This window comes from Streptomyces sp. NPDC005302 (assembly GCF_040607345.1).
Taxonomy (GTDB): domain Bacteria; phylum Actinomycetota; class Actinomycetes; order Streptomycetales; family Streptomycetaceae; genus Streptomyces.
Map to the genome: position 1 here is coordinate 123,959 of NZ_JBEXGN010000020.1, position 22,188 is coordinate 146,146.

Sequence of the window (22,188 nt, forward strand, 5' to 3'; positions counted from 1 at the left end):
CGGGCCGACCGGTCAGGCCTCCGGTGTGCGCCGCGCGTACTGCACCGCGAGGCCGTCCAGCAGTGCCCCGAGCCCGGTCTCGAAGGCCCGCTCGTCGATCTTGTCCTGCTGGTCGGCGAGAAGGTGCGCCTGACCGAGGTGCGGGTAGTCGGCGGGGTCGTACGCGCTCTCGTCGTCCACGAAGCCCCCGGCGAACGACCCCAGCGCGGAGCCCATGATGAAGTACCGCATCAGCGCGCCGATCGAGGTGGCCTGCGCGGGCGGCCACCCGGCGTCGACCATCGCCCCGAACACGGCGTCGGCGAGCCGGAGCCCGGCCGGCCGCCGCCCGGGCCCGCGCGCGAGCACGGGGACGATGTTCGGATGGTCGCGCAGGGCCGTCCGGTAGGAGACGGCCCAGTCGTGCAGCGCCGTCCGCCAGTCACGGCCGTCCTCGAACATCGACAGGTCGACCTGAGCGCTCACCGAGTCCGCGACCGCCTCCAGGATCTGGTCCTTGGTGCGGAAGTGGTTGTAGAGCGAGGGACCGCTGACCCCCAGTTCGGCTGCCAGCCGGCGCGTCGAGACGGCCGCCAGGCCCTCGGCGTCCACCAGGGCCCGTGCCGTCTCGACGATGCGGTCGGTGCTGAGGAGGGGCTTGCGCGGTCGGGCCATGGCGCACATAGTAGGGCTGCGCCAGTAAACTAGCAGTGCTAATTTAAATGTACGGCTTTCAAGGGCCGCTATCTGTGGGGTGACTCGGCATGAACCTTGGTCTCAGCGAGGAGCAGACCGCCGTCCGGCAGCTCGCCAGGGACTTCGTGCAGCGTGAGATCGCCCCGCACGTCGTCGCGTGGGACCGCGCCGAGGAGGTCGACCGCTCGATCGTGAAGAAGCTCGGCGACGTCGGTTTCCTCGGCCTGACCGTCGACGAGGAGTACGGCGGCGGCGGTGGTGACCATCTCGCGTACTGCCTGGTCACCGAGGAGCTGGGGCGCGGCGACTCCTCCGTGCGCGGCATCGTCTCCGTCTCGCTCGGGCTCGTGGCCAAGACGATCGCCCACTGGGGGGACGAGGAGCAGAAGCGGCGGTGGCTGCCGGGGCTCACCTCCGGCGAGTACGTCGGCTGCTTCGGCCTCACCGAGCCGGGCACCGGTTCCGACGCCGGACAGCTGTCGACCCGGGCCGTACGCGACGGCGACGACTACGTCATCAACGGCAGCAAGATGTTCATCACGAACGGCACCTGGGCCGACGTCGTGCTGCTCTTCGCGCGCTCCACCGACGCCCCCGGCCACAAGGGCGTCTCCGCCTTCCTGGTGCCGGCCGACACCCCCGGTCTGACCCGCCGCACCATCCACGGCAAGCTCGGACTGCGCGGCCAGGCCACCGCCGAACTCGCCTTCGAGGACGTGCGGGTGCCCGCGAGCGCCATGCTGGCACCCGAGGGCAAGGGCTTCGCGGTCGCCATGTCGGCGCTGGCCAAGGGGCGGATGTCGGTGGCCGCGGGCTGCGTCGGGATCGCCCAGGCCGCGCTGGACGCGGCGGTCACGTACGCGACCGAGCGCGAGCAGTTCGGCAGGACCATCGCGCACCACCAGCTCGTCCAGGAACTGCTCAGCGACATCGCCGTCGACGTGGACGCGGCGCGGCTGCTGACCTGGCGGGTCGCCGATCTGATCGACCGCGGGCTGCCGTTCGCGACCGAGTCCTCGAAGGCCAAGCTCTTCGCCTCCGAGGCCGCCGTGCGGGCCGCCAACAACGCCCTGCAGGTCTTCGGCGGCTACGGCTACATCGACGAGTACCCGGCGGGCAAACTCCTGCGCGACGCCCGCGTGATGACGCTCTACGAGGGCACCAGCCAGATCCAGAAGCTGGTCATCGGACGCGCTCTGACCGGAGTCTCGGCCTTCTGACCCCACCCGGGCCGGCGCCGGCGCCGGCGCCGGCCCGGGTCTGAGTACGTCTCTGAGTACGACGGCGGATGTGGCCGCGGCCGCGTCCGCCGATCCTTCTCCCATGAGTGAGACACCGGTCAAACAGCAGAACACGGCCGCCTTCTACGGACAGGCCGTGGCGTCCTTCTCCGTCGCGATGGCCGCGACCGCCCTCGGCATCTTCAAGCTCCAGGCCGACGCCTGGGTGCGGGGCTTTTTGGCCGTCGCCGTCCTCTATCTCGTGACGTCCGCCTTCACGCTCGCCAAGGTGATCCGGGACCGCCAGGACGGCCAGCGCGCCGGCGGCCGGGTGTACGACCCCTTCGAGAAGCTCTGACCCCGCAGGTCCGAGACCGGGCGCAGGCACTAAGCGCTCGCTCAGGTTCGGGGGTATGGTGTTCACCCTGGCAGTGGAGAAGGGGCGAACAGCGATGAGTACGGCGCAGGAGACGCCCGGCGGCGAGACACAGCCGTGGGCCGAGGTCACCCCGGACGCGGCGCGGCGGCTGCTCGTCGCCGCCGTGGAGGCCTTCGCCGAGCGCGGGTACCACGCGACGACGACCCGGGACATCGCGGGCCGCGCCGGCATGAGTCCGGCCGCGCTCTACATCCACTACAAGACGAAGGAAGAGCTGCTCCACCGGATCAGCCGGATCGGCCACGACAAGGCGCTCGACATCGTGCGCTCCGCGGCCGAGGGGCAGGGCACCGCCGCCGAGCGGCTCTCCGACGCCGTACGGTCCTTCGTGCGCTGGCATGCGGGGCAGCACACGACGGCGCGCGTCGTGCAGTACGAGCTCGACGCCCTCGGGCCCGACGCGCGCGCCGAGATCATCGCGCTGCGCCGCCAGGTGGACGCCGAGGTCCGCGGCATCGTCGAGGACGGCGTCGCCGCGGGCGACTTCGACGTCCCGGACGTCCCCGGCACCACGCTCGCCGTGCTGTCCCTGTGCATCGACGTGGCGCGCTGGTTCAGCGTCGACGGGCCCCGGACACCGGACGAGGTCGGCGCGCTCTACGCCGACCTCGTCCTGCGGATGGTCGGGGCCAAGAAGTAGGACCCGGCGGACGCGTGTCCGCCGGGACCCCGGGCCCGTCCGGTGCTCTCAGAGGTAGTAGCGCGAGACGGACTCCGCCACGCAGACCGGCTTGTCGCCGCCCTCGCGCTCGACGGTGAACGCCACGGTGACCTGGACGCCACCGGTCACGTCGTCCACCGCGGTGATCGTCGCGGTGGAGCGCAGCCGCGAGCCGACCGGCACGGGAGCGGGGAAACGAACCTTGTTCGTCCCGTAGTTGACGCCCATCTTCACGCCCTCGACCGCGATCAGCTGCGGCCCGAAGAGCGGCAGCAGCGACAGGGTGAGGTAGCCGTGCGCGATCGTGGTGCCGAACGGACCCGACGCGGCCTTCTCGGGGTCGACGTGGATCCACTGGTGGTCGCCGGTCGCCTCCGCGAAGAGGTCGATCCGCTTCTGCTCGATCTCGACCCAGTCGGTGTATCCCAGCTGCTCGCCCACGGCGCCACGCAGTTCGTCGACCGTGGCGAACGTCCTCGGCTCTGCCATGTCCCTGGCCTCCCGCATCTCATAGTCTAAGCGACTGCTTAGCATGCTCGGGCGGGCGGCGCATGTCAACGGACCGGACGTGTGACGCGGTGGGTAGGTTGGACGAGTGCCCCAGATCCCCGAGAAGATCCACGAGCTGACCGTCGGCCAGCTGTCGGCCCGCAGCGGCGCCGCCGTCTCCGCCCTGCACTTCTACGAGTCGAAGGGTCTGATCAGCAGCCGCCGGACCACGGGAAACCAGCGCCGCTACCACCGCGACGCGCTGCGCCGGGTCGCCTTCGTGCGGGCCGCCCAGCGCGTCGGCATCCCGCTCGCCACCATCCGCGAGGCGCTCGCCGAACTGCCCGAGGAGCGCACCCCGACCCGGGAGGACTGGGCCCGTCTCTCCGAGGCCTGGCGCTCCGAACTCGACGAGCGCATCAAGCAGCTCGGCCGGCTGCGCGACCACCTCACCGACTGCATCGGCTGCGGCTGCCTCTCGCTGGAGAACTGCGTGCTCTCCAACCCCGACGACGTCTTCGGTGAGCGCGGGACCGGCTCGCGCCTCATGGTCGAACGCCCCGACAGCCCGCGGACGGCGACGACGGACGAACCGGCGTCGGACGGCGGGTCCGCGCGGCGGGAGGAGCCGGCGGGGGACTGCCGCTGAGACGAGCGTCCCCCACCGCCGTCCGCCCCGCCTACTCGTACTCCGTCCCGCTCTTGCGGGTCAGGTACGCCGGGCTGACGGCTTTCGCCACCGCCCGCCCGCCCGTCACCGGGCTGTACCGTTCGGCGGCCGGGCGGATCACGACCCCCTCGCGCAGGTGCAGTTCGCGGCCGGACACCGTCTCCCGTCCGGAGGCGATCTCCAGGACGCGCCCTACGGCGTACGGGCCCTCGTACAGCCTTGGTACGAGCGGGAGTTCGCCGGCCAGCAGCTCTGCCGCGTCCAGCCAGCGGACCTCGCCGTCGATCTCCGCCGACACGTCGAACACGGCGTATCCGATGGCCTCGCGGCGGCCGTCGGCGCCGTACGAGAGGTCCTGGACGCCCGCTCCGTACACCTCGCCGAAGATGCCGACCCGGCGCGCGCCGAGTCGTCCGGCGAGCCGGGCGGCGGCCTCCGGGACACCGTGGCCGCGCACGGCACGCCAGTACAGGTTGCGCGGATTCTCCTTCAGGGCCAGGGACTTGGCGCCGAAGCCCTTCGAGGAGACGTGCACGCGGTCCTCGTCCGCGAGGTAGGTGAGCAGACAGGCCGAACCGTGCAGCTTCTCCGTCAGGACGATCGGCTCGCCCTCGGTGAAGATGTCCGGGTACCGCTGGATGTTCTCGATGTCGACCCAGGGCAGCAGGCCGGGCGCCGACTCGACGTCCCCGTCCATGGTGGGCGGGACCGGAGGCACCCATTTCACGATGCCGAGGGTCCGCGCGAAGTCCGTGCCCTCCGCGGCCGCGCGCGCCAGGTCCGTGTCCGCCAGGGCCTTCGGGCGGCACACGATGCCCTGGGACAGTTCGCCCCGCAGCCGGACCGCCCTGACCCGGTCCGCCGCGGAACCCGCGAGCCGCCCGGTCAGCCCCAGCTCCTCGATCAGGGCCGTGGGCAGCACGGACTGCTCGGGGATGTAGACGGCGTACTCGCCGGTGCGGAACGCGCCCTTGGCGACCACGGCCCGGTACAGCCCCACCTGGGCCAGTTCGAGCGCGTCGGCGTTCGGGTGTTCGTGGACGGTCAGCACTTCGGCGGTGACGCGCAGCGTCGACATCGGGGCTCCTCGGATCGCTCAGCCGGTTCTCATCGCCCCCAACTGTCCGTGGGGGAAAGGGCTGGAACCACCGAATTCACGGCTGCTACGGTCGTCGGCCGCCCCTCCCCGAGGAACCCGCCGCCGCCCGGGGAACTCCGGCCCGGCTGCCCCGGCGGAACGCGCCCCCGTGCCCGGCCGAGGCCGGTCTACCGCCGGACCCGGGCCGCCTCGTACTGCCGGAGCCCCTCGGTCACCAGCCGGCTGTTGGACTCCGCCCGCTCCCCGTCCGGGAGTTCGAGGGTGTCCTCCAGGCCGATCCGGGTCGCGAGCCCCAGGCTTCCCGCCAGACGCAGCACCGGCCAGGCGCCGCCGTCCTCGCCGTGCAGCAGGACGGGCCGCTCGGGTCCGCCGAGCGCGGCGAGCAGAGCGCGGGCCGACGACTCGGCCGTGTCCGCGCAGTGGTCCGTCACCTCGGCGAGGACCCGCAGCACCCGGGGCGCGAGCGGCGACGCAGCGAACCGGGCGGCGCCGTCCGTGCCGGACCAGATCCCCGCCTCCACGCCGATCCCGCGGTCCAGGAGGGCGGCGGCGATCTCCTCGGCGCCCGGCTCGTGCCAGTTGACCGACGCGTGGTCGGGCAGCACCGTCCACGAGCGGATCCGCTCCGCCCGGTCCGCCGGATCGGGCTCCGCCCAGGCCCCGGTGGTCACACCGACGCCGACACCGACCCGCGACCGGATCGCTTCGAGCGTCATCGCCAGCACCCTCGGGGACAACGTGTCCTGCCCGCACGGGGTCTTGGGATGGACGTGGATGTCGGAGGCGCCGGCCGCCACCGCCTCGGCGGCGGAACGGGCCATGGCCTCCGGATACATCGGCACGACGGAACCGTCGGCCGGACCACGCGCTCCGTTCAGACAGACCTGCACCATGCGTCCGATGATGCCGGACGGCAGGAACCTGTGGCGGTCCGGGCCGCCGGACAGCTGTGGCACCGGCGACATCCGGACACCGTTGCGACCGGTGCGGCCGGGGAGCCGGGCCCCTCACCGCCGATGCCGGATCCGGCGGCGGACCGGCCGACAGCACGGCCGATGTCCGCGGCGGCGAACCCGGCCGACCGTCGTCACGGGCGATCGGTCGTCGGCGTTCAGGGGCGCCGACGGGGTGGGGACAGGGGGCTGTCGGGACCGTGCCGGCGCCGGTTCTCCCGGCGCCGGGAACTGCGTGCCCGGCCACGGACGGTCCGCGGCCGTCGGCTCACCCGCAGTTCCCGCACCCGCCGTTCGGCCCGGCGGCGTCCCTGCCGCCCGGCCCGGCGGGGGGACTCACGCCGACACGAGCAGCCGGCTGCGCCGGGCGCCGGCCAGGGCTTCCGGGGTCAGGACGGGCCGGGGCACCACGATGCCGCAGCTCGTGCAGACGGGGCCCGACGAGGGTTCGTGGGCCAGGTCGTACATCCACAGGAGGTGGCCTCCGGCGCACACCGGACAGACAGCGCCCGGCTCGCGCTCCAGCGCGGCGATCAGCCGGCGCAGCACCTCGGCGAGGGATTCATGGGGGTGGACACGGGGGTTGTCGCACCAGGCGACCCCGAACCCGCCCCAGGTCAGCCGGTGCCAGTCGTCGACACTGCCCGGCCTGCGCAGCCCGTCGTGCTTCTCCTTCTTGCGACGCTGCGCGAACTCGACCTCGTAGGCGAGCCAGACGGAGCGGGCCTCCTCCAGCTCCTCCAGTGCGGCCACGAGCCGCGCCGGATCGGGGGAGCGGTCCTCGGGTCCGAACCCGGCCCGGGAACACAGATGGTCCCAGGTCGCCCGATGCCCGTAGGGGGCGAACCTCTCCAGGCACTTGCGCAGTGAGTACCGCCGCAGTGCCAGATCACACCTCGGATCTCGCACCTGTCTCGCCAGACTCCGGAAACCGGCCATCGCCCTGCACCTCCGTCACACCTGCACCTGTACTCCGGTCACTTCGGCGCCGTCTCGTACGGACGTCGCCGAATAGACGTATCGACACGCGATTCGGCTCCATCCGTTTTTCGATGACTGCCATAAGCCACCCGCCGAGTGCCCTCGGCCTGCCTCCCGTTGCTGTCAGCCGCCCGGGGGCGGCGTCCACGGTCGCGATGAATCCTCAAAACTGACGCATGTTCATCTTCAAACTCGGGGATACCGGCGGTAACGTCCGGCCCACCCCAGTCGGTAGGAGCTGACATGCCACCGAGCACCCCACGCACCACCCTGGACAGACTGAGAACTCCCCGCAGATTCCCCAAGTTCCTCAAGGCCGCATCCCTATGCGTGCTCATTGCCGGTCTTTTGTCGCCGCTTTCCCCGGCGGTCGCCGCCGACACCTCGGCGGCCGCGACGAACGACTACTGCGGCGGTCAGTGTTCGGACATCCTGCCGCCGGGCGAGAACGGCAACGCGACGCTGGCGCAGATCCTGCTCAACCAGGCCTTCGGCACCCAGCCCGGCCACGCGGAGGACCAGCTCACTCCGTACGCCAACCTGGCCTCCGGGTACCCCGCACTCACCGACACCAAGATCAACGACTTCTTCAACGACGCGTCCTTCGGCGTCGCCCCGGGCCAGGTCGCCTCGACCACCAGGCCCGGCGGGCGCGGTGACGTGACGATCGTGCGGGACAAGAAAACGGGCGTTCCGCACATCACGGGCACCACGCGGTACGGCACCGAGTACGGCGCCGGGTTCGCCGCCGCCCAGGACCGGCTGTGGCTCATGGACGTGTTCCGCCACGTCGGACGCGGCCAGCTGACCGGCTTCGCCGGCGGCGCCCCCTCCAACCAGGGCCTGGAGCAGGAGTTCTGGCGCAACGCTCCCTACACCGAGGCCGACCTGCAGGCCCAGATCGACAGCGCGACCAGCAACGCCGGAGCACGAGGCGTCCAGGCCCTCGCCGACGCGAAGGCCTACCTCGACGGCATCAACGCCTACATCGACGCCTCCGACAGCGGCCGCTACTTCCCCGGTGAGTACGTCCTGACCGGCCACAAGGACGCCATCACCAACGCCGGCACCATCGACCACTTCCAGCTCACCGACCTGGTCGCGCTGGCCTCCGTCATCGGCTCGCTGTTCGGCTCCGGAGGCGGCGGCGAGGTCAACAACGCGCTGTCGCTGCTCGCCGCCCAGTCCCGGTACGGCGTCACCGAGGGCACCAAGGTCTGGGAGTCCTTCCGCGAGCGCAACGACCCGGAAGCGGCCCTCACCGTGCACAACGGCGAGAGCTTCCCGTACGGCGGCAAACCGGACAGCGCGCAAGGCCAGGCACTGCCCGATCCCGGCTCGGTCACCCAGGAGCAGCTCGTCTACGACCGCACCGGCAGCGCGACGGCGGCGAGCGCGACCGGCGCCTCCGCCACCGCGGCGAAGACCTCCCTCACCTCGGCCAAGCGGGGCATGTCCAACGCCCTGGTGGTCAGTGGAAAGCACACGGCGAGCGGCCACCCGATCGCCGTCTTCGGCCCCCAGACCGGCTACTTCGCGCCACAGCTGCTCATGCTCCAGGAGATACAGGGCCCGGGCCTGAGCGCCCGCGGCGCCTCCTTCGCGGGCCTGAGCATGTACGTCGAGCTGGGTCGCGGGCAGGACTACTCCTGGAGCGCGACGACCTCCGGCCAGGACATCATCGACACCTACGCCGTCGAACTGTGCCAGGACGACTACCACTACCTGTACCACGGCACCTGCACGGCGATGGACAAGGTCGAGCGGACCAACGCGTGGAAGCCGACCGTCGCGGACGGCACCGCGGCCGGCTCGTACCGGATGCAGGTCTACCGGACCAAGTACGGTCCCGTGGAGTACCGCGCGACCGTCGGCGGCAAGAAGGTCGCCTACACCACCCTGCGCTCGTCCTTCATGCACGAGGCCGACTCGATCATCGGTTTCCAGATGCTCAACGACCCGGACTACGTGAAGAGTCCGGCGACGTTCCAGAGCGCGACCCAGCACATCAACTACACCTTCAACTGGTTCTACGCCGACTCCGCGCACACCGCGTACTACAACAGCGGGGACAACCCGGTGCGGGCGAGCGGGGTCGACAGCGAGTTCCCGGTGTGGGCGCGCTCCGCCTACGACTGGCAGGGCTGGGACCCGGCCACCAACACCGCCACGTACACCCCGCCCTCCCAGCACCCCAACTCCGTGGACCAGGACTACTACATCTCCTGGAACAACAAACAGGCCAAGGACTACACGACGGCCTCCTGGGGCGACGGCTCGGTGCACCGCGGCGACCTGCTGGACGACCGGGTCTCCAAGCTGGTCGCGGCCGGCGGCGTGACCCGGACCGCGCTGGTGAAGGCCATGGCCGACGCGGCCCTCGCCGACCTGCGGGCCGAGGACGTGCTCCCGAAGCTCCTCAAGGTGGTCAACAGCTCCCCGGTCACCGACCCCACGGCCGCGGCCGCCGTGAGCAAGCTGAGCGCCTGGCTGACCGCGGGCGCGAAACGCACGGAGACCTCGGCCGGTTCGCACACCTACGCCGACGCCGACGCGATCCGCATCCTGGACGCCTGGTGGCCGCTGCTGGTCAAGGCGGAGTTCCAGCCGGGGCTCGGCGACGGCCTGTACACCGCCTTCGGCAGCAACCTGCCCATCGACGAGGCCCCGTCCGCCGGGCACGGGCCGACCGGCTCGCACGCCGGAAGCTCCTTCCAGTACGGCTGGTGGAGCTATGTCGACAAGGACATCCGGGCCGTGCTGGGGGAGTCCGTACAGGGCGGTCTGTCGCAGAAGTACTGCGGCGGCGGCAGCCTCAGTGCCTGCCGGGACGCCCTGGTCGGCACGCTGAAGGAGGCGGCGGGCAAGACCGCGGCCGTCGTCTACCCCGGCGACGACCAGTGCTCGGCCGGCGACCAGTGGTGCGCCGACTCGATCGTCCAGCGGGCGCTCGGCGGCATCAAGCACGGCAAGATCACCTGGCAGAACCGGCCGACCTACCAGCAGGTCGTCGAGTTCACCGGCCACCGGTGAGCCGGGGACCGCGCCGATAGGCGCGGTCGCACCGGGCCGGGGGCGGACCGCGGAAAGCGGCCCGCCCCCGGGGCGTGGGGGGGGCCGCCCGCCCCGGGGGGCGCCCCCCCGGGGGCCCCCCCCCCTTCTCGCGTGCCGGTCGCGACGCCTGACGCGCCCGCTGGATCCCGGGCGCGCCCCGGTTCGTCCCGGGCGTTCCGTCCGTCCTACCGGTAGTTCACGTACTGCAGGGCGAAGTCGAAGTCCTTGCCCTTGAGGAGGGCCTGGACGGCCTGCAGGTCGTCACGGCTCTTCGAGCTGACACGCAGCTCCTCGCCCTGCACCTGGGCCTTCACGCCCTTGGGGCCTTCGTCACGAATGATCTTCGCGACCTTCTTCGCGTTGTCCTGGGAGATGCCCTCCTCGATGGACGCGAAGATCTTGTACTCCTTGCCGGAGAGCTGCGGCTCACCGGCGTCCAGCGACTTCAGCGAGATGCCGCGCTTGATCAGCTTGGTCTCGAACACGTCGAGGATCGCCTTCACGCGCTCCTCGGCGTTCGCCTCCATGAGGATCTTCTCGCCGGACCAGGAGATGGAGGCGCCGACGTTCTTGAAGTCGTAGCGCTGCGAGATCTCCTTGGCAGTCTGGTTGAGGGCGTTGTCGACCTCCTGCCGCTCGACCTTCGAGACGATGTCGAAACTGGAGTCGGCCATGTCCTGTGGCTCCTTGTATCGGGGTGCGTGGGGGCGGCCGTCGAGCCCGGCGTAGGCCCCGGCCGCATCCGCATAAGCCTAGCCACCCCCCTCCCTCCAAGGCTCGATCAATCGGGTGGCGAAGCACCCCCGGGCATCGGGTATCGTTTACGTCGTTGCCACGGAGCACCGCCCAAAAGCGGGGTTCAGGCAGCAAACCTGGCGGTGTGCCCGAGCGGCCAAAGGGAGCAGACTGTAAATCTGCCGGCTTAGCCTTCCGTGGTTCGAATCCACGCGCCGCCACATGAAGGTAAACCCCCTCCGATCTGCGGAAACGTAGATCGGAGGGGGTTTCTTCGTGTTGGGGTGAGGGCGAGCCCGAGTCGGTTCGTCCATGTTCGTTCCGTTCCCCGGACAGGGCTGATCGCTGCCTTCCTGGCGCTGTGCCGGGACTGTGACGAGCGGCGACGGACAGCGGAGCGGGGCGCTGTCATGCTTCGGTCATGTCTGATGAGACGCTCGCCGAGTCCGGTGTGGGAGTGGCTTCGTCGCCCGCCGTGTCGGACGGGTCCGAGCCCCTGCGGAAGCGTGGGTTCCCCGGTTTCCGGGGCGCCTTGGTGCTGGCGGCCGTGCTCGGGATCGTCGTCGGGTCGGGTGCCGTCGCGCTGGCGTGGGGACTGTCCGGGGCCGGTGGCGGGGGAGCGGGGACGTTCACCTTGGTCGGACGGGTGCGTATCGCGTCCGACCCCGGCCTGACCGGGGGATGCAGCGGCAGTGGCCCGTTGAGTGACGTCGACAAGGGCGCGCTCGTCACGGTCTACGACTCCGAGGGCCTGGTCGTCGCGACCGGCACACTCGGCGCGGGTGCCTACGACGAGGCGGCGGCGTGCACATTCCCGGTCATCGTGCGGGACGTGCCGGACGACTCGAAGTCGTACGCGGTGCGCATCGGTTGGCACTCTCGGGAGGACATCACCAACGAGGTTGCGCGGACCGGCGAACTGGTCCAGACGCTCGGCTGACACGGCCGGTCGTCCTTGCGCGTCCCTGGGACACCCGCGCCCGGTCCCTGAGCCCACTGCCGGTCGGTCGGCGGTCCGCGGAGCCCTCGCAGACCTCAGAACAGCGGCAGTTGGCCCGGGAAGTCCGGGACCGCGTATCCGTCCAGGGTGGGCTGGGCCGCGCCGAGTTGGGCCTGTCGGCGTGAACCGGGGCACGAGACCAGTTCGCCGCTCTCCCGCCCGCCGGGCGGATCGTGTCGAGCGAACCGGCCCGCGACGACGGCGATCTCCCGGCGGCACTCGGGGCAGTGTCTGCGACGCGATGACATGCCATCAGTGTGCCCCGTGGCCACCGGGTCGTGTCGGACGGCATGGACGGTATGGGATGGCGTGGACCGTACCGCTCGTCGTGTGCGGGCCGAAGACGCGTCCTAAGCGGGGATCCCGGCCCGCCCTGGTTCCCGGCGACCGACTGCACCGTCACAGAGACGGGTGTCTCGGGCCGGTTCCCGGCTACCGGCGTCACCGCCACGGAGAGCCGGTGTCCCCGGACCGGTTCCCGGCCACCCGCTTCAGCCCTGCGGCGATCGGTGCCCCGGGCTAGTTCCCGGCCACCGACTTCACCGCCACGGAGATCGGTGTCGAGCCGCTGACCGCCTCCAGCGTCAGACCCGCCGTCGCCGAGGTGTCCACCAGCTCCGCGAGGATCGCGGCGACGTCGTCGCGGGGGATCATGCCCCGCCCGGTGGACGCCTCCAGCCGTACGAGGCCGGTGCCGGCGTCGTCGATCAGGCTGCCGGGGCGCAGGATCGTCCAGTCCAGGCCCTTGAGGCCACGGATGTACGCGTCGGCTTCGCCCTTGGCCCGGAGATACGCGTCGAAGATCTCGTCACCCGGGTGGTTCGCGTCCGCGCCCATCGAGGACACGACCACGTGCCGCCGCACACCCGCCTTCTCCGCGGCGTCCGCGAACAGGATCGCCGCGCCCTTGTCCACCGTCTCCTTGCGGTCCACCCCGCTTCCCGGGCCCGCGCCCGCCGCGAAGACGGCCGCGTCCGCCCCGCGCAGGTGTGCCGCGACGTCGTCCACCGACGCCGACTCCAGGTCGCACAGGGCCGGCTCGGCGCCGGTCGCCCGCAGATCGTCACTCTGCTCGGCGTGGCGGATGAGCCCCACGACCTCGTCGCCGCGCGCGGAGAGCAGCCGCTCCAGCCGCAACGCGATCTGACCATGACCTCCAGCGATGACAATGCGCATGTCTCCGACCGTACGCCGGGAGGGAGACGTTCGCCGCACAACCCTGTGGACAACTCATGCGTCACATGAGTGATCACTGTGGACGCACGGGGCGCGCCAGGTGCGCCGGACGTACCGGGTGTGCCGGTGGGCCCGGACGGGCTGACCGACCTGTGCGGAGGATTCACCGTGATCACGTCGAGAACGACGGAACACGCGAACGAAGGATGACGGGCGGGCCGCCCGGCGTCACAGAGGAGACCACCATCACCGCCATACGCAAGACCGTGACCGCGGCCGGCTGCACCGTTGCCCTCCTCACCACGGCGGCCGCCTGCGGCACGGTCGAGAACCTCACCGCCGGCCAGAAGGTGGACCGCGCCGTCGACCGGCTCGGCGAACAGAAGTCCCTCTCCTTCCGGTTGGACCTGGACGCCGACGCCGACACGATCAGCGCGCTCGGCGGCGACGCCGACCCGGACGAGGCCCTTCCGCCGGAGGCCGCGAAGGCCCTGAGCGCGCTGCACGTCGATGTCTCGGTCAAGTCGAAGAAGCCGCTGGCGGATTCGGGGGAGAAGGACCTGCTCGGTACGAGCCTGAAGGTCTCGGGGGCGGACGGTGTCCTGGCCGAGTTCCGCGTCGTCGGTGACTTCACGTACTACCGCGCCGACATGAAGGCTCTGGGCAGGACGATGGGCTTCCCCATGCCGTCCGCCGACGATCTCCCTCCGAGCGAGAAGGAGATGAAGAAGGTCCTCCAGGGCGACTGGGTGAAGATCGACACCAAGGCCCTGGAGGACGCGCAGAACCCCGCGGGCGGCTCCAAGAGGGCGGGCGGCGCCGGTGACATCGACGCCAAGACGCAGAAGAAGATCCTGGACGCGGTGGCCACGGTCATCGGCCGCAAGGTCACCTTCCGTACCAAGGACGGTGCCGACGGGGTCGAGCACGTCGTCGCCACGGGCAACTTCCGCGCCCTGGTCACCGGCGTCATCGCCAAGCTCCGGCCGCTCCAGGACAACCTGCCGGCCGGCATGGAGCTCCCCACGGCCAAGGACCTGAAGGGCGCCCCGGACAAGAAGGTCTCCGTCGACTTCACCCTGAAGAACGGCGACCTCCGGCAGATCAGGATCGACCTCGCCGCTCTCGCCGACGCTCCCAAGGGCAGCAAGCTCCCCCTCGTCCTGAAGCTCGCCGAGGCCGGCGACGTCAGCGCACCGAAGGGAGCCACGGAACTCCCCGCCGACAAGTTCCCCGGCGCCGGTCCCGGAGCGCTGGGCGGCGGCATGCTCGGCGGCGGCGAACTCTAGAAGTCCCGCGCCCGCACCCGCCTCCAGCGCACCCAACTGGAGCGCACCCACCCGCAGCGCACCCGCCTCCAGCGCACCCGCCCTCCAGCGGCACCGGCCTCCAGCACGCCGCCTTCCAGCGCACCGGCCTCCGGAAAGCCTCCGGGGGTCGGCCCGCGCCGGGGCGGGGCGCGCCGCGGTCAGAGAGGGCCGGATCGCGTCCTACGAAAGCCCGCCGCGCCCCTGTCGCGGCAGGTCGAGTCCGGACGCCGCCGCCGACTTGCAGTACTCGCGCACCGCGCTGGTCCGCGCCACCACGCGCCCCCGGTGCACCACGATCCGGCTGTACGCGAGGGACAGCACCCCGTCGAGCCGGTCGCCGCGCACGGCCAGCAACTCGGCCGGGAATCCCGCCTCCACGCGTACCTCCGGCAGCCCGAGAGCGGTCCGGGCGGCGCAACTCACCGCCTCGTAGGCGTCCTCGGGGCGCAGGCCGTGGCGGGAGGCCAGCAAGTAGGCGGCTTCCAGGGGGTCTCCGCGGCCCACCGGGTTGGAGACGTCCCGCAGGGCGCCGCTGCCGGCCGCCACGCGCACCCCGGCCGACCGCAGCAGCCGTACGGGAGCGGTGGCGCGGAGGTCGGCCGAACCGCAGCCGCCCTGCGGCAGACACACCACCGTCACGCCCGCCGCGGCGAGTTGGTCCGCGGCGCGGGACGCCACCTCGGTCGGCAGTCCGCCGAGCCCGCCGCACGGTCCGAGCGTCACGCCCGGCCGCAGTCCGCCCGCCATGGCCGTGAGCCGGGCGAGCCGTGCGGGATCGGCGGCGTCCGTGTGCAGGTCGACCGGGCAGCCGTGTTCGGAGGCGATCTCCAGGACGGCCTCCACGTATCCGGTCGGATCGGGGTCGGCGTCCGGGCACCCGCCCACCGCGGAAGCACCCATCTTCAGGGCGTCCCGCAGCATCGCGAGCCCGTCGGCCCCGGCCGCTCCGGTCAGCACCCGCGGCATCGCCACCGTCGTCAGCTCCGCGAGCCCGCGCAGCGACCGCCGCACCTGGAGCACGGCCGCCAGGGCGTCCAGCCCCTGTACGTCGCCGACGCGCACGTGGGAGCGCAACGCCGTGGCGCCGTGGCCGAGTTGCAGCAGAGCGGCCTCGGTGGCCCGGCGCTGGATCTCCTGGTCGTCGTAGGCGAGAGGGCCGTCACCGTCGGCCGACAGCGCGGTGTCGCTGTGCGCGTGGGCCTCCGCGGGCGCCGGCAGCAGGAGATAGCCGTCCAGGTCCACCTTGGCGGCGAGGGTCCCGGAGGCGCCCGTCAGGCTTCCGGCGGTCCCGACCGCCTCGATCCGCCCGCCGCCCAGCCGTACGTCCACGGCCCGGCCGTCGGTGAGGCGCGCTCCGCACAGCAGCAGCGCTGCCGTGTCGGTCTGTCCCGACGAGGAGTGGGGCGGCTGCTGCTGTCGGTCGGGCATCGCGCTCCTGGGCTCGAGGGCGGCTGCGGGAGGGACGGCTGCGGAGCGAGGGGACACAAGATCACGCAGCGTGAGTCGAGCCTAGGGCGGCGACCCGTCAACCTCGGGGAGGAGCGCAATAGTCGTACCGGTGTGGTCCGTCGGCGGGTGGTTGACCAGGGCGGACCGCACCCGACCGGACCTGCGGGGGAGCCCGGTCGGCACCGGGCGCGCGGCGCGATCGGCGGGACTCCGGCCGTACCGGGACGGCCCGGGAAGTCCTCGTCACCGCGTGTGATGTGGGGGCCGCCCGGGGCGCGTGAGAGGTCCCGGGAACGGCCCGGCGAACAGCGGAGAACAGGCCGGGACGGGTGCCGCGAAACGGATTTGGGCGATCGGCGGGCGACCGTGTAATGTCTTCATCGCTCGCCCCAATAGCTCAGTCGGTAGAGCGTCTCCATGGTAAGGAGAAGGTCTACGGTTCGATTCCGTATTGGGGCTCTGGTGTGAGAGGTTCCCGTCGCGAGACGGGAGCCGATCTCATCAAAGCGGTGTAGCTCAGTCGGTAGAGCAAGCGGCTCATAATCGCTGTGTCACCGGTTCAAGTCCGGTCACCGCTACTGACAGTAGCCGATTGCGGGGTCGGTCCTTCGATCGGCTACTCTCGTATGCATTAATGTCCCATCCGTTCGTCAAGGAGCACTCCTGTGGCTGCCACCGACGTCCGCCCGAAGATCACGCTGGCCTGCGTGGAGTGCAAGGAGCGGAACTACATCACCAAGAAGAACCGGCGTAACGACCCGGACCGACTGGAGATGAAGAAGCACTGCCCGCGTTGCAATGCGCACACCGCGCACCGCGAAACGCGATAATTCAGGCTCGTACACGAGGCCGTCCCCTTCGCGGGGGGCGGCCTCGCGTCGTTGTGCAACCGTGTCCGGCACGGATCCGGGGCACCGGAGTCCGCGGCGGCCCGGCCTTTCCGGGTCCGCGGTGGACCCGGCGTCCAAGAGCGAAGACAACCAGGAGGTGCCGAGCCCATGGCGCTCGACCAGTCCTTCGTGGGGCGGTCCTACCCGCCCACCGACCCCTACGAGGTCGGCCGGGAGAAGATCCGCGAGTTCGCGGAGGCCGTCGGGGACGGTAACCCCGCGTACACGGACCCCGAGGCCGCGCGAGCGCTCGGACACCCTGACGTGATCGCCCCGCCGACCTTTGTGTTCGCCATCACGTTCAAGGCCGCCGGCCAGGTCGTCCAGGACCCGCAACTGGGCCTCGACTACAGCCGCGTGGTGCACGGTGACCAGAAGTTCGCGTACACCCGGCCGGTGCGCGCGGGCGACCGGCTCACGGTCACCTCGACCATCGAGTCGATCAAGTCCCTCGCGGGCAACGACATCCTGGACATCCGTGGCGAGGTCCACGACGAGGCGGGCGAGCACGTCGTGACAGCCGTCACGAAGCTTGTGGCGCGCGCGGCGGAGGTGGGCTGACATGGCGGCGAAGATCTCTTACGCGGACGTCGAGGTCGGCAGCGAGCTGCCCGGCCGGAGCTTCTCCGTGACCCGTGCCACGCTCGTCCAGTACGCGGGCGCCTCCGGCGACTTCAACCCGATCCACTGGAACGAGAAGTTCGCCGTCGAGGTGGGTCTCCCCGACGTCATCGCGCACGGCATGTTCACCATGGCCGAGGCGGTCCGCGTCGTCACCGACTGGGTCGGCGACCCGGGCGCGGTCATCGAGTACGGCGTGCGCTTCACCAAGCCCGTCGTCGTCCCGAACGACGACAAGGGCGCCACCATCGAGGTGAGCGCCAAGATCGGCGCCAAGCTCGACGACAACACGGTGCGCGTCGACCTCACGGCGACGAGCGACGGGCTGAAGGTCCTCGGCATGTCGCGCGCGGTCGTACGGCTGGCCTGACCGGCGGACGCTTCGAGACCCGCGGCGAACGTCGCCGGGTCCGGGCGGCCGCTTCGAGGTTCGAGTTTGCGAGTAAGGGGCGTCCCGCCATTGCGGACGCCCCTTACTTCTCTCCCGGCCGCCGGCACTTCCCAGAACGTCGACGACCCTCCCCTTGACCTAGTTAGTGATTGAGTACTAACTTAGCCGCATGGTCAGGATGAGCGCAGAGGAGAGGCGCGAGAGCGTCATCCGCGCGGCGATGAGCGAGTTCGCCCGGGGCGGCTACTACGGCACGTCCACCGAGGCGATCGCCAAGCGCGTGGGTGTCTCGCAGCCGTATCTCTTCCGGCTCTTCCCGGGGAAGAAGGCGATCTTCCTGGCGGCCGCCGAGCGCTGCATGGAGCTGGCGCGGCACACCATGGAGGAGGCATCCGAGGGCCTGGAGGGCGAGGAAGCCCTGCACTCCATGGCGAACGCCTATGTGAAGGTCATCGCGGAGCATCCGGAACGGCTGCTCATGCAGATGCAGATGTACGTCGCTGTGGCCGCGGCCGAGGAGGCCGGCGACCGCGAGCTCGGCGAAGCGGTGCGGGCCGGCTGGATGCGGCTCTGGGACACGGTGCATGTGCCGCTGGGTGCGCAGGTCGACGACACGGCGACCTTCATGGCGTACGGCATGCTCATCAACTGCCTGGTGGCGATGGGGTTCCCACCCGAGCACCGGGTGTGGGAAGGGCTGTATCCGTCGGCGCGGGTCACGGGTCGGCTGGAGAAGTAGGGCGGCGGAAAGGCGGAGTTCTGCGCCTTTCTCTGTCCGCAGAAGTTAGTCATCAATAACTAACCAATGATCCACATCATCCTCTGGGGGAGCGATGGCACAGCGGACGGAACCGACAGAGAACGGACCGGGCGAGCAGCGCGGGCCGGGCGAGCAGAGCGGAACGGCAGAGCGGAACGGGCCGGGCGACCCGGCCGGGGCGTCGACCGCGAAGGCCCCCGCGAAGTCGGCCGCCGCGCCGGACAAGCGGCGCGGGGGCGCCGGCTGGGCCCTCGTCATCACCAGCGTCGCCGGATTCATGGCGGCCCTCGACAACCTCGTCGTCACCACCGCCCTGCCGTCGATCCGCAAGGACCTCGGGGGAGCGCTGGACGACCTGGAATGGACCGTGAGCGCCTACACGCTCACCTTCGCCGTCCTGCTGATGTTCGGCGCCGCCCTCGGCGACCGGTTCGGCCGCCGGCGGCTCTTCCTCGTCGGCCTGACCATCTTCACCGGCGCCTCCGCCGCCGCGGCCATGGCCCCCGGCATCGACTCGCTGATCGCCGCCCGGGCCGTCCAGGGCGTCGGCGCCGCGATCATGATGCCGCTGACCCTGACCCTGCTGACCGCCGCGGTCCCGGCCGCCCGGCGCGGCATGGCCTACGGAATCTGGGGCGCGGTGAACGGACTCGCGGTCGCCTCCGGACCCCTCATCGGCGGCAGCCTCACCGAACACGTCTCCTGGCACTGGATCTTCTGGCTGAACGTCCCGCTCGGACTCGCCGTCCTCCCGCTCGCCCGGCTGCGGCTGTCGGAGTCGTTCGGCAACGGCAACCCGCTCGACTTCCCCGGCACCCTGCTCGCCAGCGGCGGACTGTTCGGGATCGTCTACGGTCTGGTCCGCGGGCCTGCCGACGGATGGACCAGCCCGTACGTGCTCACCGCCCTCTTCGCGGGGGCCGCGCTGCTCGCCGGGTTCGTCCTGCACGGCAGCCGCGCCAGGAACGCGATGCTCCCGATGCGGCTCTTCCGGTCCCGTGCCTTCGCCGGGATCAACGCGGCCAGCCTGCTGATGTTCCTCGGGATGTTCGGCTCGATCTTCCTGCTCAGCCAGTACATGCAGGGCGTGCTCGGCTACTCGCCGACCGAGGCGGGGCTGCGGATGCTCCCCTGGACCGGGATGCCGATGCTCGTCGCGCCCATCGCCGGCTACCTCTCCGACCGCGTCGGCGGACGTCCCGTCGTGGCGACCGGGCTCTTCCTCCAGGCCGCGGGGCTCGCGTACTACGCCTCCGTGGTCGCCGCCGACGCCTCGTACTCCGCGCAGCTGCCCGCGCTGATCATCAGCGGCATCGGGATGTCCCTCTACTTCGCCCCCGCGTCCAACCTGGTCATGTCCAGCGTCCGGCCGCAGGAGCAGGGCATCGCCTCAGGAGCCAACAACGCGCTGCGCGAGGTGGGCGGCGCCCTCGGCATCGCGGTCATGTCCTCGATCTTCTCGGCGCAGGGCGGCTACGCGACGGCGCAGAGCTTCATCGACGGACTGCGCCCGGCCCTGGTGGTCGGCGCCGTGGTGGTGGGTCTCGCGGGCCTCGCCGCCCTGGCCATCCCGAGCGCCGGGCGCCCCGAGCGCGCCGAGGCGGACGGAACGCCGACGCTCGCCCCCGAAGCGGACCGGGCCGGGACGGCTCGGACCGGTGCCGCCCAGGAGGAGACCGGCTCCCTGGAGACCGCCTCCCGCTGACGCCCCGGACATGCGCGTTCGCACGGCGAAACGGCCCCGCCCGACCAGGCGGGGCCGTTCGCCGTTCCGGGGCGCCGAGGATCCGGCGGGCGGTCCGGCGCGCACCGGTGGCCGGTGGCTCCCGCCCCTTCTCGTAGTCTTGGGCCCGTGCTGGAACTCCACGATGCCCCGCTCGCCCCGCTGACCACCTTCCGGCTCGGCGGCCCGGCCGCCCGGCTGATCACCGCCACGACCGACGCCGAGGTGGTCGCCGCCGTACGCGAGGCCGACGCCGCCGGTACGCCGCTGCTGCTGGTCGGCGGTGGATCGAACCTGGTCATCGGCGACAAGGGCTTCGCGGGCACCGCCCTGCGCATCGCCACGGAGGGCTTCTCGCTCGACGGTACGACGCTGGAGCTGGCCGCGGGCGAGGTGTGGACCGACGCGGTCGCCCGCACCGTCGAGGCCGGGCTCGCCGGGATCGAGTGCCTCGCCGGCATCCCCGGCTCCGCGGGCGCGACCCCGATCCAGAACGTGGGCGCGTACGGCCAGGAAGTGTCGTCGACGATCAGTGAAGTAATCGCCTACGACCGCAGGACGGGCGAGACGGTCACGCTGACCAACGCCGAGTGCGCCTTCTCCTACCGCCACAGCCGCTTCAAGGCCGACCCCGACCGCCATGTCGTCCTGCGCGTCCGCTTCGAGCTGGAGGACGCGAACGGCCTCTCGGCGCCGGTCAAGTACGCCGAGACCGCCCGCACACTCGGTGTCGAACCGGGTGACCGCGTCCCCCTCGCCGACGCCCGCGAGACCGTCCTCGAGCTGCGCGCCGGCAAGGGCATGGTGCTCGACCCCGAGGACCACGACACCTGGTCCGCAGGGTCGTTCTTCACCAACCCGATCCTCACCGACGAGGCGTTCGCCGCGTTCCACGCGCGCGTGAAGGAGCGCCTCGGCGCCGACGCCGTACCGCCCGCGTTTCCCGCGGGCGAGGGCCACACCAAGACCTCGGCGGCCTGGCTGATCGACAAGTCCGGCTTCACCAAGGGCTATGGAACGGGCCCCGCCCGCATCTCGACCAAGCACACGCTGGCCCTCACCAACCGGGGCGAGGCCAGCACCGAGGACCTTCTCGCGCTGGCCCGCGAGGTCGTCGCCGGAGTCCACGACGCCTTCGGCATCACCCTGGTCAACGAGCCGGTCACGGTCGGCGTCAGCCTCTGACGCCGGAGGTCTCCGGGAGGCGGCCCCACGGGGCGCCTAGTAGGCGACGCCCACGCCCTGCTTCACCGTCGCCGGGTCGTGGGTCATCGCCAGCATCGCGTGGGCGACGTCGGCGCGTCCGATGAAACGGCCCCGGGCAGGGAATCCGCCGACAACTGTGCGATAGGAGCCGGTCACCGGCTTGTCCTGGAGGCGGGGCGGGCGGACGGCCGTCCAGTCCGTGGCGCTCGCGGCCAGCGCGGCCTCCATCTCCCGGAGGTCGGCGTACACGTCCTTCAGAAGCGACGAGATCATGCCCCGCATCGCGCGGTCGACGAGCCCGTCCTCCGTGCCGGCCGGGCCGACCGGGCTCGCGCTGACCACCAGCAGGCGTCGCGTCTGCTCCGCCTCCATCGCGCCCAGCACCGTACGGGTGAGCCGGGCGGCGACCCCGGCGTCCTTGCGGCGGCGCGCGCCGAGCCCGGACAGCACCGCGTCGCGGCCGGCGACCGCGGGGCGCAGTGCCCGCGCGTCGGTGAGGTCGGTGCGGAACACCTCCAGACCGGCGCCCGTGACGGCGAGCCGCGCGGGATCCCATACGACGGCTGTGACCTGGTGGCCCGCGCCCAGGGCCTGGCGGACGATCTCCTGGCCGATGCCTCCCGTGGCACCGAGAACGGTGAGTTTCATGACCTGCTCCCCAGAGGGTGGACGTGACGGAAGCGGGA

23 protein-coding genes and 3 tRNA genes are annotated in these 22,188 nt (G+C 71.4%); 16 read left to right on the forward strand and 10 right to left on the reverse strand.

Annotated features, from left to right (window positions below; genetic code table 11):
• Positions 1-12: 12 nt before the first annotated feature.
• Entirely contained in the window at positions 13-654 is a 642-nt protein-coding gene (locus ABZT74_RS26555; RefSeq protein ID WP_355874431.1) for a TetR/AcrR family transcriptional regulator, read from the reverse strand.
• A gap of 89 nt (positions 655-743) precedes the next feature.
• Between ABZT74_RS26555 and ABZT74_RS26560 the strand changes: the two genes are divergently transcribed.
• The 3 genes from ABZT74_RS26560 to ABZT74_RS26570 all read left to right on the forward strand — a co-directional run bounded on the left by ABZT74_RS26560 (position 744) and on the right by ABZT74_RS26570 (position 2,974).
• The gene (locus ABZT74_RS26560) at positions 744-1,895 is read left to right on the forward strand and encodes an acyl-CoA dehydrogenase family protein (RefSeq protein ID WP_356438689.1); all 1,152 of its coding nucleotides are present in this window, start codon (positions 744-746) and stop codon (positions 1,893-1,895) included.
• 103 nt (positions 1,896-1,998) lie between these two features.
• A complete protein-coding gene (locus ABZT74_RS26565; protein WP_355874425.1) occupies positions 1,999-2,253 on the forward strand; it encodes a YiaA/YiaB family inner membrane protein in 255 nt (84 codons plus the stop codon).
• A 94-nt stretch (positions 2,254-2,347) separates the two neighbouring features.
• A complete protein-coding gene (locus ABZT74_RS26570; RefSeq protein WP_356438692.1) occupies positions 2,348-2,974 on the forward strand; it encodes a TetR/AcrR family transcriptional regulator in 627 nt (208 codons plus the stop codon).
• A gap of 48 nt (positions 2,975-3,022) precedes the next feature.
• Here ABZT74_RS26570 and ABZT74_RS26575 read toward each other — a convergent pair whose 3' ends face one another.
• Entirely contained in the window at positions 3,023-3,484 is a 462-nt protein-coding gene (locus ABZT74_RS26575; RefSeq protein ID WP_355874419.1) for a MaoC family dehydratase, read from the reverse strand.
• Positions 3,485-3,590: 106 nt separating this feature from the next.
• On the opposite strand from ABZT74_RS26575, the gene soxR reads away from it, so the two are divergent.
• Positions 3,591-4,133 carry a redox-sensitive transcriptional activator SoxR gene (soxR, locus tag ABZT74_RS26580; RefSeq protein WP_356438695.1) on the forward strand — a complete coding sequence of 181 codons (543 nt, stop codon included), beginning with the start codon at positions 3,591-3,593 and terminating at the stop codon, positions 4,131-4,133.
• A gap of 31 nt (positions 4,134-4,164) precedes the next feature.
• Here soxR and ABZT74_RS26585 read toward each other — a convergent pair whose 3' ends face one another.
• The 3 genes from ABZT74_RS26585 to ABZT74_RS26595 form a co-directional block, all read right to left on the reverse strand.
• Positions 4,165-5,232, reverse strand: coding sequence for an RNA ligase (ATP) (locus ABZT74_RS26585; RefSeq protein ID WP_356438698.1), 1,068 nt, complete (start codon positions 5,230-5,232; stop codon positions 4,165-4,167).
• Between the two features lie 188 nt (positions 5,233-5,420).
• Entirely contained in the window at positions 5,421-6,146 is a 726-nt protein-coding gene (locus ABZT74_RS26590; protein ID WP_356177770.1) for a 3-keto-5-aminohexanoate cleavage protein, read from the reverse strand.
• 396 nt (positions 6,147-6,542) lie between these two features.
• On the reverse strand, positions 6,543-7,145 hold the full coding sequence (locus tag ABZT74_RS26595) for a hypothetical protein (protein WP_355874411.1): 603 nt from the start codon (positions 7,143-7,145) through the stop codon (positions 6,543-6,545).
• Positions 7,146-7,430: 285 nt separating this feature from the next.
• On the opposite strand from ABZT74_RS26595, the gene ABZT74_RS26600 reads away from it, so the two are divergent.
• Complete coding sequence (locus tag ABZT74_RS26600; RefSeq protein ID WP_356438701.1) at positions 7,431-10,220, forward strand: penicillin acylase family protein; 2,790 nt, start codon at positions 7,431-7,433, stop codon at positions 10,218-10,220.
• Positions 10,221-10,426: 206 nt separating this feature from the next.
• Here the strand turns inward: ABZT74_RS26600 and ABZT74_RS26605 are convergent, their stop codons facing one another.
• Positions 10,427-10,915: a YajQ family cyclic di-GMP-binding protein gene (locus tag ABZT74_RS26605; RefSeq protein WP_355882138.1), complete on the reverse strand. Its 489-nt coding sequence runs from the start codon at positions 10,913-10,915 to the stop codon at positions 10,427-10,429.
• A 200-nt stretch (positions 10,916-11,115) separates the two neighbouring features.
• On the opposite strand from ABZT74_RS26605, the gene ABZT74_RS26610 reads away from it, so the two are divergent.
• Both ABZT74_RS26610 and ABZT74_RS26615 read left to right on the forward strand, forming a co-directional pair.
• Positions 11,116-11,197, forward strand: a tRNA-Tyr gene (locus ABZT74_RS26610).
• Between the two features lie 200 nt (positions 11,198-11,397).
• Positions 11,398-11,916, forward strand: coding sequence for a hypothetical protein (locus ABZT74_RS26615; protein WP_356438704.1), 519 nt, complete (start codon positions 11,398-11,400; stop codon positions 11,914-11,916).
• 95 nt (positions 11,917-12,011) lie between these two features.
• On the opposite strand, the gene ABZT74_RS26620 is transcribed toward ABZT74_RS26615, so the two are convergent.
• The gene (locus ABZT74_RS26620) at positions 12,012-12,224 is read right to left on the reverse strand and encodes a hypothetical protein (RefSeq protein ID WP_081218853.1); all 213 of its coding nucleotides are present in this window, start codon (positions 12,222-12,224) and stop codon (positions 12,012-12,014) included.
• 271 nt (positions 12,225-12,495) lie between these two features.
• Positions 12,496-13,152, reverse strand: a complete 657-nt coding sequence (locus ABZT74_RS26625; protein ID WP_355882131.1) for an SDR family oxidoreductase — start codon at positions 13,150-13,152, stop codon at positions 12,496-12,498.
• 206 nt (positions 13,153-13,358) lie between these two features.
• Between ABZT74_RS26625 and ABZT74_RS26630 the strand changes: the two genes are divergently transcribed.
• Positions 13,359-14,441 (forward strand): hypothetical protein, encoded by a 1,083-nt coding sequence (locus ABZT74_RS26630; protein ID WP_356438707.1) that lies wholly within the window; start codon positions 13,359-13,361, stop codon positions 14,439-14,441.
• 201 nt (positions 14,442-14,642) lie between these two features.
• Here ABZT74_RS26630 and ABZT74_RS26635 read toward each other — a convergent pair whose 3' ends face one another.
• Complete coding sequence (locus tag ABZT74_RS26635) at positions 14,643-15,890, reverse strand: amidohydrolase family protein (protein WP_356438710.1); 1,248 nt, start codon at positions 15,888-15,890, stop codon at positions 14,643-14,645.
• 407 nt (positions 15,891-16,297) lie between these two features.
• Between ABZT74_RS26635 and ABZT74_RS26640 the strand changes: the two genes are divergently transcribed.
• The 8 genes from ABZT74_RS26640 (at position 16,298) to ABZT74_RS26675 (ending at position 21,481) form a co-directional block, all read left to right on the forward strand.
• Positions 16,298-16,370: transfer RNA gene (locus ABZT74_RS26640), tRNA-Thr, on the forward strand.
• 46 nt (positions 16,371-16,416) lie between these two features.
• Positions 16,417-16,489: transfer RNA gene (locus ABZT74_RS26645), tRNA-Met, on the forward strand.
• An 87-nt stretch (positions 16,490-16,576) separates the two neighbouring features.
• The gene (gene rpmG, locus ABZT74_RS26650) at positions 16,577-16,741 is read left to right on the forward strand and encodes a 50S ribosomal protein L33 (protein WP_004571794.1); all 165 of its coding nucleotides are present in this window, start codon (positions 16,577-16,579) and stop codon (positions 16,739-16,741) included.
• A gap of 168 nt (positions 16,742-16,909) precedes the next feature.
• Complete coding sequence (locus ABZT74_RS26655) at positions 16,910-17,362, forward strand: MaoC family dehydratase N-terminal domain-containing protein (RefSeq protein WP_081218857.1); 453 nt, start codon at positions 16,910-16,912, stop codon at positions 17,360-17,362.
• Position 17,363: 1 nt separating this feature from the next.
• Positions 17,364-17,792, forward strand: a complete 429-nt coding sequence (locus ABZT74_RS26660; RefSeq protein ID WP_356177531.1) for a MaoC family dehydratase — start codon at positions 17,364-17,366, stop codon at positions 17,790-17,792.
• 190 nt (positions 17,793-17,982) lie between these two features.
• On the forward strand, positions 17,983-18,552 hold the full coding sequence (locus ABZT74_RS26665; protein ID WP_356438713.1) for a helix-turn-helix domain-containing protein: 570 nt from the start codon (positions 17,983-17,985) through the stop codon (positions 18,550-18,552).
• A gap of 94 nt (positions 18,553-18,646) precedes the next feature.
• On the forward strand, positions 18,647-20,278 hold the full coding sequence (locus ABZT74_RS26670) for an MFS transporter (protein ID WP_356438715.1): 1,632 nt from the start codon (positions 18,647-18,649) through the stop codon (positions 20,276-20,278).
• Positions 20,279-20,392: 114 nt separating this feature from the next.
• Complete coding sequence (locus tag ABZT74_RS26675; protein ID WP_356438717.1) at positions 20,393-21,481, forward strand: UDP-N-acetylmuramate dehydrogenase; 1,089 nt, start codon at positions 20,393-20,395, stop codon at positions 21,479-21,481.
• A gap of 36 nt (positions 21,482-21,517) precedes the next feature.
• Here ABZT74_RS26675 and ABZT74_RS26680 read toward each other — a convergent pair whose 3' ends face one another.
• Complete coding sequence (locus ABZT74_RS26680) at positions 21,518-22,150, reverse strand: NAD(P)H-binding protein (protein WP_356438719.1); 633 nt, start codon at positions 22,148-22,150, stop codon at positions 21,518-21,520.
• Positions 22,151-22,188 lie beyond the last annotated feature (38 nt).